This window comes from Blastococcus sp. SYSU DS0753 (genome assembly GCF_054051175.1).
Genome location: NZ_JBJHAT010000008.1, coordinates 86,471 through 99,312, shown reverse-complemented (window position 1 = coordinate 99,312; position 12,842 = coordinate 86,471). Strand labels below are relative to the sequence as shown.

General features: G+C 74.0%; 11 protein-coding genes. 4 read left to right on the top strand and 7 right to left on the bottom strand.

Features of this window, described 5'->3' with window-relative positions; all coding sequences use genetic code 11:
- Positions 1-10: 10 nt before the first annotated feature.
- The 3 genes from ACI799_RS09280 to mca all read right to left on the bottom strand — a co-directional run bounded on the left by ACI799_RS09280 (position 11) and on the right by mca (position 2,592).
- Entirely contained in the window at positions 11-1,264 is a 1,254-nt protein-coding gene (locus ACI799_RS09280) for a geranylgeranyl reductase family protein (protein WP_456612939.1), read from the bottom strand.
- A 120-nt stretch (positions 1,265-1,384) separates the two neighbouring features.
- A complete protein-coding gene (locus ACI799_RS09275) occupies positions 1,385-1,708 on the bottom strand; it encodes a hypothetical protein (RefSeq protein WP_456590554.1) in 324 nt (107 codons plus the stop codon).
- Positions 1,705-2,592 carry a mycothiol conjugate amidase Mca gene (gene mca / locus ACI799_RS09270; RefSeq protein ID WP_456590553.1) on the bottom strand — a complete coding sequence of 296 codons (888 nt, stop codon included), beginning with the start codon at positions 2,590-2,592 and terminating at the stop codon, positions 1,705-1,707. The genes ACI799_RS09275 and mca overlap by 4 nt, the downstream gene beginning before the upstream one ends.
- Before the next feature lie 249 nt (positions 2,593-2,841).
- Between mca and greA the strand changes: the two genes are divergently transcribed.
- Both greA and ACI799_RS09260 read left to right on the top strand, forming a co-directional pair.
- Complete coding sequence (greA, locus tag ACI799_RS09265) at positions 2,842-3,345, top strand: transcription elongation factor GreA (protein ID WP_456590552.1); 504 nt, start codon at positions 2,842-2,844, stop codon at positions 3,343-3,345.
- 4 nt (positions 3,346-3,349) lie between these two features.
- Positions 3,350-3,697 carry an RNHCP domain-containing protein gene (locus ACI799_RS09260; protein WP_456590551.1) on the top strand — a complete coding sequence of 116 codons (348 nt, stop codon included), beginning with the start codon at positions 3,350-3,352 and terminating at the stop codon, positions 3,695-3,697.
- Between the two features lie 143 nt (positions 3,698-3,840).
- Here the strand turns inward: ACI799_RS09260 and ACI799_RS09255 are convergent, their stop codons facing one another.
- From ACI799_RS09255 to ilvA, 4 genes are all read right to left on the bottom strand, one after another.
- Positions 3,841-5,898: a M3 family metallopeptidase gene (locus ACI799_RS09255; RefSeq protein ID WP_456612938.1), complete on the bottom strand. Its 2,058-nt coding sequence runs from the start codon at positions 5,896-5,898 to the stop codon at positions 3,841-3,843.
- Between the two features lie 184 nt (positions 5,899-6,082).
- Positions 6,083-6,889 carry an ABC transporter permease gene (locus tag ACI799_RS09250; RefSeq protein WP_456612937.1) on the bottom strand — a complete coding sequence of 269 codons (807 nt, stop codon included), beginning with the start codon at positions 6,887-6,889 and terminating at the stop codon, positions 6,083-6,085.
- A complete protein-coding gene (locus ACI799_RS09245; protein ID WP_456598056.1) occupies positions 6,886-7,884 on the bottom strand; it encodes an ATP-binding cassette domain-containing protein in 999 nt (332 codons plus the stop codon). Before ACI799_RS09245 ends, ACI799_RS09250 begins: the two co-directional genes overlap by 4 nt.
- Before the next feature lie 145 nt (positions 7,885-8,029).
- On the bottom strand, positions 8,030-9,256 hold the full coding sequence (ilvA, locus tag ACI799_RS09240) for a threonine ammonia-lyase (RefSeq protein WP_456590547.1): 1,227 nt from the start codon (positions 9,254-9,256) through the stop codon (positions 8,030-8,032).
- A 70-nt stretch (positions 9,257-9,326) separates the two neighbouring features.
- Between ilvA and ACI799_RS09235 the strand changes: the two genes are divergently transcribed.
- Both ACI799_RS09235 and ACI799_RS09230 read left to right on the top strand, forming a co-directional pair.
- A complete protein-coding gene (locus tag ACI799_RS09235; protein ID WP_456612936.1) occupies positions 9,327-10,805 on the top strand; it encodes a sigma 54-interacting transcriptional regulator in 1,479 nt (492 codons plus the stop codon).
- Position 10,806: 1 nt separating this feature from the next.
- Positions 10,807-12,792 carry a VWA domain-containing protein gene (locus tag ACI799_RS09230; protein ID WP_456600158.1) on the top strand — a complete coding sequence of 662 codons (1,986 nt, stop codon included), beginning with the start codon at positions 10,807-10,809 and terminating at the stop codon, positions 12,790-12,792.
- The last annotated feature ends 50 nt before the right edge of the window (positions 12,793-12,842 follow it).

Here is a 12,842-nt window from a genome sequence, read left to right as displayed (position 1 = left end):
CGACCCGTGGTCAGGAGAAGGGTGGACGGTCGTCCAGCCGGACCGAGAGCTTCCCGGCCGTGCGCCAGGCGCGGGCGACCGCGTCGCGGTCCTCGTCGGTGACCAGGTTGCCCATGACGCGCAGCGCCACCGTCATCAGCGGCCGTGAGCGCATGCCGACCGGGCCGGCCAGGGGCAGGAACCGGGGGACGGTGAGCAGCCCGGCCAGCCGCCGGGCGATGGAGAAGGCCTCGCCGTAGTGCCGCCGCAGGGTCGCCGGCCACGCCGCCGTCCAGTCGTCCTCGCCGAGCAGCCCGGCCAGGGTCCGGCCGGTCTCCAGGCCGTAGTCGATGCCCTCCCCGTTGAGCGGGTTCACGCAGCCCGCCGCGTCGCCCACGAGCGCCCAGTTGCGGCCGGACACGCCGGACACCGCACCCCCCATGGGCAGCAGCGCGGAGGTCACGTCCCGGACCTTCCCGTCCAGCTGCCACTCCCCGCGCCGGGTCTCTGCGTAGAACTCCAGCAGGGACTTCAGCTGCACCCCGGCCGGCCGGCGCGCGGTCGCCAGCGTGCCCACCCCCAGGTTGACCTCGCCGGCCTGCCGGCCCAGCGGGAACACCCAGCCGTAGCCCGAGAGCAGCTCCCCCTCGGTACCGCGCAGCTCCAGGTGCGAGCTGATCCACTCGTCGTCGCTGCGACCGGAGCGCACGTAGCTGCGTGCGGCCACCCCGTACGCGGTGTCGCGGTGCCACTCCCGGCCCAGCACCCGGCCCAGGGGCGAGCGGACGCCGTCGGCGACGACCAGCCGCCGGCAGGCGATCGTCGTCGTCCCGCCGTCGGCGTCCTCGAAGACGACCGCGCGCACCCGGTCCCCGTCGCGCTCGACGTCGACGGCCCGGGCTCCGTCGACCGGCGTCGCACCGGCGTCGAGCGCGACCTGCCGGATGCGCGCGTCCAGTTCGGTCCGGGGCACGGCGCTGCCGTGGTCCGGGAGCGCACCGCCCGGCCAGGGCAGCTGCCACTCGCGGCCGAACCCGGCGGCGCGCAGGCCGCGGTTGCGGGCCTTCGACCGCGCCCAGTCCCCCAGCCCCAGGTGGTCCAGCTCGGCGACCGCGCGCGGGGTCAGGCCGTCGCCGCAGGTCTTGTCCCGGGGGAACACCGCGGCGTCGGCCAGCACCACGTCGTGGCCGGCACGGGCCGCCCACGCAGCGGCAGCGGAGCCCGCCGGGCCGGCGCCCACCACGAGGACGTCGGTGGCGGCGGGAGCGGCGGCACTGGCTGGCACGCCGCCCAGTGTCCCCGAGCAGGTGAGCTGCCGGAGCGGCCGCCCTCCAGGAGCCCGCGCCGAACGAGCGACGCGTGGCAGGAAGTGCGGTCTGCGCCGGAGGCGCCCCCGCCGGTGGGGTCAGCGCCGGTCGTCGCCCTCGCGCCGGGGGGCCTCGATGGCCAGCGGCGCGCGCCGCAGCGTGTCGAGCAGTTCCTGGCCGGGCTCGCGCTCCTCGACCAGCCCGGCCGGGGAGTCGGGGACGACGACCGGCGGCTCGCGGTCGGCCGGGTCGAAGCTGCGCGGCAGCCGGTTGAGGTGGCCGCTCATCGACTTGACCAGCAGGGCCGCGGCGATCAGGAGCACCACGATCAGGAACAGGCCGAGCGGGCCGGCCTTGCCGACGTCCTCGGGGGCCTGCTGCTGGGCGGCGGCCAGCAGGCTCAGGGTCGTGGTTCCGGTCATCGGGCGGTCACCTCGCTGCGGATGCCGGCGAACAGGTCGTCCTCCGGCGTGGGGGTGTCGACCAGCGAGCGGGCCAGCTCGTAGTCCTCGGTGGGCCACACCTGCTGCTGGGTCTCCACCGGGCACGCGAACCAGCGGCCCAGCGGATCGATCTGGGTGGCATGCGCGATCAGCGCGGCGTCGCGCACCGGGAAGTACTCGGCGCACGGCACCCGGGTGGTGACGCGGTGGGAGATGTCGTGCGCCGGATCCCACTTCTCCAGCCACTCGGCGTAGGGCGACTCCGCACCGGTCGCGAGGATCGCCTCGTGCAGCGCCTTCGTGCGCGGCAGCGTGAAGCTCATGTGGTAGTAGAGCTTGCTCACCTGCCACGGCTCACCCAGGTCGGGGTACCGGTCGGGGTCGCCGGCCGCCTCGAAGGCGTGCACCGAGATCTCGTGCGTCTTGATGTGGTCGGGGTGCGGGTAGCCGCCACGCTCGTCGTAGGTGGTCATCACCTGCGGCTTGAACCGCCTGATGAGCTCGACGAGGGGCGCCGCGGCCTCTTCCACCGGCACCAGCGCGAAGCACCCCTCGGGCAACGGCGGCAGCGGGTCGCCCTCGGGCAGCCCCGAGTCGACGAAACCGAGGAACTCCTGCTCGATCCCGAGGATCTCGCGCGCCCGCGCCATCTCCTCCACCCGGATCTGCGGGAGCCGCTCCCACACCTCGGGACGGTCCATCGCCGGGTTGAGCACCGAGCCGCGTTCACCGCCGGTGGCGGTGGCCACCATCACGCGAACGCCCTCGGCGACGTACTTCGCCATCGTGGCGGCGCCCTTGCTCGACTCGTCGTCCGGATGGGCGTGCACCGCGAGCAGGCGCAACTGGTCGGGTTGGGTCACGGGCACAGTGTCCCTCGCCGGGCGACGGGAGTGGCGGACACTCACCCGGGTGTGGCCGACGACTCGCAGGTCAGCCACCCGTCCGGGCGGAACGTGTCGTCGGTCACGCAACGATGCGCTACGGTTCCGCATCCGTCCGGGACCCGGCGCAGCGGTGCATCTGCCCGCGCCGCGGTGTTAGCTTGGCCGGATCGACCACGGTCGTCCCACACCAGGACGACGCACCCGATTTCCCAGGAGTTCTCCCCCGTGTCCACCCCCACTGACGAGCAGGACCAGGGCATCTGGCTCACCCAGGAGGCCCACGACCGGCTGAAGGCCGAGCTCGACCAGCTGGTGGCGAACCGCCCGGCCATGGCCGCCGAGATCAACGCCCGCCGCGAGGAGGGCGACCTCAAGGAGAACGGCGGCTACCACGCTGCCAAGGAGGAGCAGGGCAAGCAGGAGGGCCGGATCCGCCAGCTCACCGACCTGCTCCGCAAGGCGCGGGTCGGTGACGCCCCGAAGACCGCCACGAACGCCGCCCTCGGCACGGTGATCACGATCAAGTTCGCCGGGGACGACGAGACCGAGAAGTTCCTGCTCGGCTCGCGCGAGATCGCCGGCACCACCGACCTCACCGTCTACTCCCCGGAGTCGGCGCTCGGCTCGGCGATCATGGGCGCGGAGCCCGGCACCTCGGTGACCTACCAGACGCCGAACGGCAAGGACATCACCGTCGAGGTCGTCGCGGTCGAGCCGTTCGTCCCCTGACGGGGTGGGCGAGGAAGACGTGGTAGCGCCTCGCGCTCGCTCCCGGCGGGCGGAGAACACCGGTTTCCCGTGCGTGCACTGCACGACGCCGGTGCCGGCCAACACCGACGGGCACTACCGCAACCACTGCCCGTACTGCCTGTGGTCGCTGCACGTCGACGACCTGCCGGGTGACCGGGCGAGCGAGTGCCGGCAGCCGATGGAGCCGATCGGGCTGGTGGAGAAGTCGGGCAAGGGCTGGCAGGTGGTCCACCGCTGCACGGCGTGCGGCCACCGCCAGCCCAACCGGCTGGTACGCGACGGGGACGCCCCGGACGACCTGGACCTGGTCCTCTCGCTGCCCTGGCTCTGAGCGACGGCGCCCACCGCGCCGGCGCCCCGGGCCCTGCGCCACCCGCGGGACGCTCCCCGCCCGTGCGCCGCTGTCGGAGTCGAACCCACGCCCCGGGGGTCCTGCACGACCCCCGGAGCCGAGGGAACACCCCCCCAGTGCGCTCAGGCGACCGGGGCCAGCCCGCGCCTGCGCAGCAGCGGTGCGGGGTCGGCCTCCCGGCCGCGGACCGCGCGGAAGGCAGCCAGCGGGTCCACCGAACCGCCCACCGCGAGCAGCCGTTCCCGGAAGAGGTCCCCGTTCTCCCGGCGCAGGCCGCCGTTCTCCTTGAACCACTCCACGGTGTCGGCGTCGAGCACCTCCGACCAGATGTAGGAGTAGTAACCGGCCGAGTAGCCGCCGGCGAAGACGTGCTGGAAGTACGTCGTCCGGTAGCGCGGCGGCACCAGCTCCGAGGCCACGCCCGCAGCCGCGAGGGCCGCCCGCTCGAACTCCTCCGGGTCCCCGATCTCGCTGTCGGGCGTGAGGCGGTGCCAGGCCTGGTCCAGCAGGGTGGCGGCCAGGTACTCCAGCGTGCCGAAGCCCTCACCCCACAGCTGCGCGGCGTCGATCGCCTCCACCACCGATGCCGGCAGCGGCTCGTCGGTCTCCACGTGCCGGGCGTAGTGCGCCAGGACCTCGGGCCAGAGCGCCCACATCTCGTTGACCTGGCTGGGGAACTCCACGAAGTCCCGCGGCACGGCGGTGCCCGCGAACCGCGGGTAGGTCACCGAGGAGCTCAGCCCGTGCAGCGCGTGGCCGAACTCGTGGAAAAGCGTGTTCACCTCGTCCAGGGTCAGCAGCGTCGGCCGGCCGTCCGGGGCGCGGGTGACGTTGAGGTTGTTGACGACGACCGGGCGGGTCCCCAGCAGCCCGGACTGGCGGACGAACGAGCTCATCCACGCCCCGCCGCGCTTGCCCTCCCGGGCGAAGAAGTCGCCCAGGTACAGCCCGACCTCCGTCCCGTCGGCGTCGGTGACCTCCCAGACCCGGACGTCGGGGTGGTAGCCGACGAGGTCGGGCCGGGAGGTGAACCGGAAGCCGTAGAGCAGCTCGGCGGCCCGGAAGACGCCGTCGACCAGCACCCGGTCGAGCTCGAACCACGGCCGCAACGCCGTGGTGTCGACCGCGTAGCGCTCGGCCCGCACCCGCTCGCTGTAGTAAGCCCAGTCCCAGGCCGCGAGCTCGACACCGTCGCGGGTGGCGAGCTCGCGCAGCACCTCGGCCTCGGCCTCGGCGTTCGCCACCGACGCCGGCACCATCGAGCGCAGCATCGCGTCGACCGCGGCGGTGGTCCGCGCGGTCGAGTCGGCGAGCACCAGGTCGGCGTGGGTCTCGAAGCCCAGCAGCCGCGCCCGCTCGGCCCGCAGCCCGGCGATGCGCTCGGCGACCGGTCGGTTGTCGTGCTCCCCCGCCGACGCCCGGCTCACCGACGCCTCGAACACCCGGCGTCGCAGCCCTCGGTCGCGGAGCTTGGCCAGCACCGGCTGACCGGTGGGCAGCACCAGGGTGAGCAGGTAGCCGTCGAGCCCGCGGTCGGTGGCCGCGCGCGCCGCGGCCGCCACCTCCTCCTCGCTCAGCCCGTCGAGCTCCCGGGCATCCTCGACCCGCACCGCCGCTGCCTCCGTGGCCAGCTGCAGGTTCTGCCCGAACGTCGTCGAGAGCTCTGAGAGCTCCTGGTTCAGCTCGCCGAGCCGGGCCCGGCCGCCGTCGTCGAGCCGGGCGCCGGCGAGCACGAAGTCGAGGTGGTACCGCTCCACCAGCCGCACCGACTCGGCGTCCAGGCCGGCGGTGTCCCGGGCGGCGTGCACGGCGTCGATGCGGGCGAACAGCGCCGGGTCCAGCCGCAGGGCGTCGTCGTGGGCCGCGGCGAGCGGGGCGATCTCGCGCTCGATCTCCCGCAGCCGCGGCGTCGCCACCGAGGAGGAGAGGTTGCCGAACACCGACCAGGCCCGGTCGAGCAGCGCGCCGGACCGCTCCAGCGCCACGACCGTGTTCTCGAACGTCGGCTGCTCGTCCGACCCGACGATGGCCGCCACCTCCCGGCGCTGCTCGACCATCCCGGCGAGCAGCGCCTCCCGGCAGTGCTCGAGGGTGATGTCGGCGAACGGTGGCAGCCGGAACGGCAGCTCGGACGGCGCGGCGAGGGGGTTGTCGGCGGCGAGTGCCTCGGGAGTGCTCATCAGCGCCATTACATCGCGATCCTCCGGATCGCACCGCCAGCACATCGCGATCCTCCGGATCGCACCGCGGCCAGTTGCCGTCCCCGACCTGCGCTGAGCCGATTCGTCGCGCCTGCGCGGGGCCCTCCGGGCCCCACTCGGCGCGACCGGACAGGTGCAGGTCGGGGGGCAGCAGGCCTCTGTCTCAGCGGCCGGCGGCGTGCCGGTAGGTGCGCACCGACAGCGGCACGAAGATCGCCAGGATGAGCACCACCCAGATCAGCGTGTAGAGCACCGGGTTCTGCAGCGACCAGGCGTCCGGCGTCGGCGCCAGTGGCGAGGTGTTGCCGAAGAGGTTCCGGGCGGACTGGACCACCGCCGACACCGGGTTCCACTCGGCGAAGGTGCGCAGCACCGACGGGAAGGACTCCAGCGGGACGAACGTGTTGGCCACGAACGTCAGCGGGAAGATGACGATGAAGCTGGCGTTGTTGACCACCTCCGGGGTCCGCACGAGCAACCCGACCATCGCCATGAGCCAGGAGACGGCGTAGGCGAACAGCAGCAGGACCAGGAACCCCGCGATCGCCTCCCCGACCGAGGAGTGGATCCGCCAGCCGACCACCAGGCCGGTCAGCGCCATCACCGTGATCGAGATGATGTTCAGCCCGGCGTCGGCGACAGTGCGGCCGATCAGGACCGCCGAGCGGGACATCGGCAGCGAGCGGAACCGGTCGATCAGGCCCTTCTGCAGGTCCTCGGCCAGGCTGGCTCCGGTGGTGGTGCTCCCGAGCACGATGGTCTGGGCGAAGATGCCGGGCAGCAGGAACTCGCCGTAGCTGGTCCCCGGGGGCAGCTGGATGGCTCCGCCGAACACGTACCGGAACAGCAGCACGAACATGATCGGCGACAACGTCGCGAAGACGATCAGGTCGGGCACGCGCTTGACCTTGATCAGGTTCCGCTTGGTGGTGACGACGCTGTCGGACAGCGTCGCGGCCATGCTGCTCATCGGGCACCTCCGGTGACGACCGGCTCGGCCGTCGTCCCGTCGTCGGTGGCGACCTCCTCGGCCGCGCGGCCGGTCAGCGCCAGGAAGACGTCGTCCAGGTCAGGCCGGCGCAGCCCCACGTCGAAGATCTCCGGGATCCGGCCGTCGAGCCGGCGCAGCGCCTCGGCGAGCACCTCCGCGCCGCCGCTCACCGGCAGCGACAGCCGACGGGCCGGCACGTCGACCACCGGGTCCTCCACGGCGAGCGGGCGCAGCCGCGCCACGACGTCGGGCAGCACGGCGGCGTCGGTGACCGTCAGCTCCAGCCGCTGCCCGCCCACCTGGGCCTTGAGCTCGTCGGCGGTGCCGCGGGCGATGACCCGGCCGCGGTCGATGACGACCATCCGGTCGGCCAGCCGGTCGGCCTCCTCCAGGTACTGGGTGGTGAGCAGGATCGTCGTCCCACCGCCGGCGAGGTCGGCGATGAACTCCCACATGGCCAGCCGGCTGCGCGGGTCCAGCCCCGTCGTCGGCTCGTCGAGGAAGAGCACGCGCGGGCGGGCGATCAACGAGGCCGCGATGTCCAGCCGCCGGCGCATGCCACCCGAGTAGGTCTTCGCCGGCCGACCGGCCGCGGCGGACAGGTCGAAGCGCTCCAGGAGCTCACCGGCCCGCTTCCGCGACTCGGCCTTGCCGAGCCGGTACAGCCGCCCCACCATCTCCAGGTTCTCGAACCCGGTGAGGTACTCGTCGACGGCGGCGTACTGGCCGGTGAGCCCGATCGCCGCGCGCACCCGGTCGGCGTCCCGGGCCACGTCGAGCCCGACCACCTCCGCCCGGCCCTCGTCCGCGGTCAGCAGCGTGGTGAGGATGCGCACCACCGTCGTCTTGCCCGCACCGTTCGGGCCGAGCAGCCCGAGCACCGAGCCCTCGGCCACCGTCAGGTCCACTCCGTCGAGCGCGGTGGTCGCACCGAAGCGCTTGACCAACCCCTCGACGACGATCGCGTCGGTCATGGCGCGGACGCTAGGTCCGCCCACCGACAGTTCCCCACCGCTTTTCTCCGTCGCGTACATCCGCCGGCTCCTCCGTCGCGCCCCGCAGGTGCGGGACGGCAACCAGGACCGCCGGGAACCGGGGAACTCATCGGTCCGGCCGCGGCTATTCCGGCGTGACGGCGTACCCGGCCGCGCGCAGCGCCCCGATGACCTCCCCGGCGTGCGCGGGCCCGCGGGTCTCGACGACGACGAAGACCTCCACCTCGCCGATGCCCAGGCGCGTCGAGGTCCGCTCGTGCTCGACCTCCAGCACGTTGGCGCCCACCGCGGCGAGCTCGGCGAGGACGGCGGCCAGCGACCCCGGCCGGTCGGGGACGCGCAGCCGCAGCGAGAGGTAGCGTCCGGCCGCGGCCATGCCGTGCTGCACGACCTTGAGCAGCAGCACGGGGTCGATGTTGCCGCCGGAGACGACGGCGACCAGCGGGGGCTCGAACGCCCGCGGATCGGCGAGGACGGCGGCGACCGCGGCCACCCCCGCGGGCTCGACGACCAGCTTCGCCCGCTCCAGGCAGAACAGCAGCGCCCGCGAGAGGTCCTCCTCGCTGACCGTGCGCACCTCGTCGACCAGTCCCCGCACGTGGGCGAAGGTCAGGTCGGTGGGACACGGGACCGCGATCCCGTCGGCCATGGTGGACATCGACTCCAGCGCGACCGGCCGCCCGACGGCCAGGGAGCCCGGGAAGGCGGCGGCCTCCTCGGCCTGCACGGCCACCACCCGGACGTCGGGACGGCGTTCCTTCACCGCAGCCGCGATGCCAGAGACCAGCCCGCCGCCACCGGCGCAGACCAGTACCGTCGCCAGCTCCGGGCACTGCTCGAGCACCTCCAGCCCGACGGTGCCCTGGCCCGCGATCACGTCCGGGTGGTCGAAGGGGTGGATGAACACCGCGCCGGTGCGCTCGGCGTGCTCCGCCGCGGCCAGCAGCGGCTCGGCCAGCGACTGGCCGAACATCTCGACGCGCGCGCCGTACGCCTCGGTGGCCGCCACCTTGGGCAGCGGTGCGCTCCCGGGCATGTAGACCGTCGCCTCGGCGCCGAGCAGCCGGGCGGCGAGGGCAACCCCCTGGGCGTGGTTGCCGGCGCTGGCGGCGACCACGCCGCGGGCCCGCTCCTCGTCGGTCAGCCGCGCGATCCGGGTGTAGGCGCCGCGGAGCTTGAACGAGCCGGTGCGCTGGAGGTTCTCGCACTTGAGCCAGACCGGGCCCCCGACGCGGTCGGCCAGCCCCCGGGAGTGCTCCAGCGGGGTGCGTCGGACGACGCCGGCGAGGAGCTCCGCCGCCGCCGCGACGTCGGCACCGCTGACCAGGGGAGGACCGCCGGAACCTGCCATGCGTCGATCCTGGCAGGGGCCGTCGTCCGCGACCGACCAGGACGCGCGCGGCCGTCGTACCGTGGCGGGGGTGACGGACACCCCGGGTGCCACCACCGCACCGGCCACCCCCTCCCCCGCACCCACGACGCTCGGCGAACTACGCGCGACCGGCGCCACCTCCCGCCCGGTCAAGGCCGAGATCCGCGCCAACCTGCTCGCCCGCCTGGCTGCCGGCGAGCCCACCCTGCCCGGCATGGTCGGTTTCGAGGAGACCGTCCTGCCCGAGGTCGAGCGGGCCCTGATCGCCGGCCACGACCTGGTCCTGCTCGGCGAGCGCGGCCAGGGCAAGACCCGCCTGATCCGCACGCTCGTCGGCCTGCTCGACGAGTGGACCCCGGTGCTGGTCGGCAGCGAGCTGAACGAGCACCCGCTGCGCCCCATCAGCGTCTGGGCGCACCGGCAGATCGCCGAGCACGGTGACGCCACCCCCGTCGGCTGGCTGCACCGCAGCGAGCGCTTCGGCGAGAAGCTGGCCACGCCGGACACCAGCGTCGGCGACCTGATCGGCGACGTCGACCCGATCAAGGTGGCCGAGGGGCGCACGCTGGGCGACCCGGAGACCGTGCACTACGGGTTGGTCCCCCGCACCAACCGGGGCATCTTCAGCGTCAACGAGCTGCCCGACCTGGCCGAGCGCATCCAGGTCGCGCTGCTCAACGTGTTGGAGGAGCGCGACATCCAGATCCGCGGCTACCGGGTGCGGCTGCCGCTGGACCTGCTGCTGGTCGCGAGCGCGAACCCGGAGGACTACACGAACCGCGGGCGGATCATCACCCCGCTCAAGGACCGGTTCGGCGCCGAGGTGCGCACCCACTACCCCATCGAGCTCGCCGACGAGATCCGCCTGCTGGAGCAGGAGGCGCAGACCGGCGGGCTCGGGGCACCGAGCGGGCAGGACACCCTCGACGCGCCCGTCGTGCCGGCGCACCTGGTCGAGATCGTCGCCCGGTTCACCCGGCTCGTCCGCGAGTCCAGCCACGTCGACCAGCGCTCCGGGGTCAGCGCCCGGTTCGCCATCGCCGGGCTGGAGACCGTCGCCGCCTCCGCCGTCCGCCGGGCCGCGGTCGCCGGCGAGACCCGGCCGGTCGCGCGGGTGGTCGACCTGCCCAGCATCGTCCCGGCCAGCCGCGGCAAGGTCGAGTTCGCCGACGCCGGTGCCGACCCCGACGACGACCGCGAGCTGGAGATCCTGGAGCACCTGCTGCGCCAGGCCACGGCGCAGACGTTCCGCGCGCGGTGCGCGGGCCTGGACCTCACCGGCCTGCAGGAGCACTTCACCGGCGGGGAGACCGTCGAGTCCGGCGACCTCGTCCCGGCCCCGGCCCTGCTGGGCCAGCTGGGCACCGTCCCGAAGCTCGCCGAGCTGCTCGGCCGGCTCGGGGTGCCCGAGGGCGACCAGTCCGCCGAGCAGGCCGCGGCCGCCGTGGAGTTCGCCCTGGAGGGCCTGCACCTCACCCGGCGGCTGGCGAAGGACACCGACGGCGGCCGCACGGTCTACGGAGCCTGAGGTGACCACGCGCCGCCCGCGCGGCTACCGGTACGGCGCCTGGCGGGGCGGTCCCGACCCGCTGGCCCCGCCGTACGACCTCGGCGACGCCGTGGACGAGATCGGCGACTCGGTGCTCGACGGCAGCGGCGTCCGGGAGGCGTTGCGCGAGCTGCTGCGCCGCGGCACGCAGGGCCGGCGCGGCCTGGACGAACTGCGCCGGCAGGTGCGCGACCGACTGCGCTCGGCACGCACCGCCGGGCGGATGGACGGCACCCTGCAGGAGGTGCGCGAGCTGCTCGACCGCGCCGTGCAGGCCGAGCGTCGGGAGCTGTTCCCCGATCCGGACGACGCCGCACGGCTCGCCGAGGCCGAGCTGGACGCGCTGCCCGAGGACACCGCGGGCGCCGTCCGCGCGCTCAAGGACTGGTCGTGGCGCTCGGCGGAGGGCCGGGAGGCCTACGAGCAGATCCAGGACCTGCTGCGCCGGGAGGTGCTCGACAGCTCCTTCGCGTCGATGAAGCAGGCCCTGGAGAACGCCTCCGAGGGCGACATGCAGGCGGTCAAGGACATGGTCGCCGACCTCTCCCGGCTGGTCGACGCGCACAACCGCGGCGAGGACACCGACCAGCAGTTCGCCGACTTCATGGACCGGCACGGCCAGTTCTTCCCGGACGACCCGGAATCCGTCGAGGAGCTGATCGACTCGCTGGCCCGCCGGGCGGCGGCGCAGCAGCGGATGATGGCCGGCCTCTCCCCCGAGCAGCGGGCCGAGCTGGCCGAGCTGATGGCCCAGACGATGGAGGACATGGGGCTGGCCAGCGAGATGGCCCACCTCTCCGACGCGCTCCGCCAGGCCCGCCCCGACCTGCCCTGGGGGCAGCGCGGCCAGGTGCCCGACGGCGAGCAGGCGCTGGGCATGGGCGACGCCACCACCGCCGTCGCCGAGCTCGCCGACCTGGAGGCGCTGTCCAACCAACTGTCGCAGGGCTACGCCGGGGCGTCCCTCGCCGACGTCGACGAGGAGCTGCTCGAGCGCGCGCTGGGCCGCTCGGCCGCCGACGACCTCGCCACGCTCCGGCAGCTGGAACGCGAGCTCGAGCGGCAGGGCTACCTCAACCGCAGCGAGGGGCGGCTGGAGCTCTCGCCCAAGGCGGTCCGCCGACTCGGAGCCACCGCGCTGCGCCGGGTGTTCGCGCAGCTGGACGCCACCGGTCGCGGCGAGCACGACGTCGCCGACGCCGGCGCGGCCGGGGAGCTGACCGGTGGCTCACGGGAGTGGCGGTTCGGCGACGAGCAGCCGCTGGACGTCGTCCGCACCGTCCGCAACGCGGTGCTGCGGACGGCGGGCGAGCCGCGCCGGGAGGGGCAGCGGCGGGTCCGCATCGCCGTCGAGGACTTCGAGGTGGTGGAGACCGAGCGGCGCACCGGCGCCGCCGTCGCCCTGCTGGTCGACCTCTCCTACTCGATGGCGCTGCGCGGCACGTGGGGCGCGGCGAAGTCGACGGCGATGGCGCTGCACTCGCTGGTGACGACGCGGTTCCCGCAGGACGCCATCGAGATCATCGGCTTCTCCTCCACGGCCCAGGTGCTGCGCCCGGAGACGCTCGCCGAGCTGAGCGTGGACACCCTGCAGGGCACCAACCTGCAGCACGGCCTGATGCTGGCTCGCCGGTTCCTCGCCCGGCACCGCGACGCCGAGCCGGTGGTGCTGGTGGTCACCGACGGGGAGCCGACCGCCCACCTGGAGGACGACGGGACCCCGTACTTCTGCTGGCCGCCGATGCCCGAGACGATCGCCCGCACGGTGGCCGAGGTGGAGCGGGTCGCCCGCTCCGGCGCCACGGTGAACGTCTTCGCCCTCGACCCCGATCCCGGGCTGGTCCACTTCGTGCACGACCTCACCCAACGGGCCGGCGGGCGGGTGTTCACTCCCGACAGCGAGCGGCTCGGCGAGTACGTCGTCGCCGACTACCTGCGCACCCGCCGCGGCCGCCGCGTGCGCTAGCTCATGGCGACGTGCTGGAACGGCCCCGTCCAGGGCACCGCCCTGAGCTC